This is a genomic window from Bombiscardovia coagulans, from assembly GCF_002259585.1.
GTDB classification, from domain to species: Bacteria; Actinomycetota; Actinomycetes; order Actinomycetales; family Bifidobacteriaceae; genus Bombiscardovia; species Bombiscardovia coagulans.
Genome location: NZ_MWWS01000011.1, coordinates 1 through 1569 on the forward strand (window position 1 = coordinate 1; position 1569 = coordinate 1569).

General features: G+C 55.3%; 1 protein-coding gene. It reads left to right on the forward strand.

Annotated elements, in window-relative coordinates:
- Window positions 1–468: 468 nt before the first annotated feature.
- Window positions 469–1569 (forward strand): SpaH/EbpB family LPXTG-anchored major pilin (locus BOCO_RS07285; protein WP_148140082.1); only part of this gene is annotated, 1101 nt, incomplete at its 3' end.

A 1569-nucleotide genomic window follows, 5' to 3' on the forward strand; every position in this document is an offset into this window, starting at 1 on the left:
CAGCAGCAGGTGCCGTCGTTACCGTTGACGGGTGGTGTGAGTGTGGTGTTGGTGGTGATGGTGGGTTGTTCGTGTGTGTTGGCTGGCTTGTTGGTGGGGGTGTCTCGTGCTCGTCGGTTGTTGGCGGTGGTGTTGCGGGGTAGGCATCGTGCGTGAGGCGGGTGGTAGCAGGATTCGTGAGGGTCCTGCGGTGATTCAAGGTTAGTGGTGAGTAATGAGGAACAACCACCAGCCACCAGCTAACGACTGAGTGGCTACCAGGTAACGGCTGAGTGGTTAACGGCTAGAGGTTACCGACCGGAGGCTGGTGGTTACCGGCTGAAGGCTGGTGGTTACCAGGTACCGACTGAGTGGCTAACGGCTGGGTGGTTTACCGGTTGAGTGGTTACTGGTTGGTGGTTGGTGGTGGCTGGGGCATGGTGTGTGCGTGTTCTGGTGTGGTTTTGAGGATACAAGGAGATAAGAGAAATGGTGAAACGTGTGGTATGGGTGCGTTCTGTTGTCGTGCCGGTGGTGGTGGTAGTGGTGTCGTTACTGGCAGCGGTGGGGGTTGTCGCGGCTCCGAGTAGTCCGGTGTTTGGTGATATAGACCAGGCGAGGCACGGGTCGATCATTATTCATAAGCATGAGCGGCAGAACGGGACCAACGCGTTGGCTCAGCCTGACGGGAGCGCGAGTATCCCGAGCGCGGGTATTGGTGGTGTAGAGTTCACGGTGTATCCGGTAGCGGGTTTGGATATGAGTAATCCGCGTACGTGGGATATGGTCGCGGGTTGGTCGGCTCCTGGTTTTGTTGATGATAGTAACGCGGCGGGTGTGCGGTTAGGGACGGTTCCTGACCAGCACGGGTTAGACGTGGCTGGTAAGAAACACGTCGTTACTGATGCTAGTGGTGTAGCGGTGGTGTCTGGGCTACCGGTGGGCTTGTATGTGGTAGCGGAAACGAAACGGCCAGCGAATGTGGTTGATATCGCGCAACCCTTTATCGTGTCGATACCGTTCCCGGATACGGGTAAAACACAGGGTTGGTTGTATGAGGTGAATGTGTATCCCAAGAACGGTGTGGGGTCTATTGATAAAACGATTAGTAAACAAACCGGGTTAGGCTTGGGGGCTGTGGTGGTGTTCCCGGTCACGGTCACGGTGCCTACCATCGCTGAGAACGCGAGTTTTAGTTACTATATTATTCATGATCCGATGGATGCTCGGTTAACGGGTACGGGTGTGCAGTCAGTACAGGTTGATGGTGTGGATGTGCCGGCTCGTTATTATCACACCAGTGTTACGGGTAGCACGGTGGATGTAGGGTTCACGCAGGAAGGTTTGGGGTGGTTGAAAACCCAGGCTGGTAAAAGCGTGGTGGTTACGTTTACTGGTGTGGTTAGTTCGTTGGGTGTTGATGGTGTGATAGCGAATACAGCGTTCTTGTATTCAAACACGCAAACCAGTGCGGATCCTCCCGTGACTCCTCCGTTGGTGCCGCCTGCTAATCCTCCCAGCACGCCTCCGGAGTCTGGGCGGGTGCATGAGAATTGGGGTAATGTGGTCGTGAGTAAAATCGATGCGGGT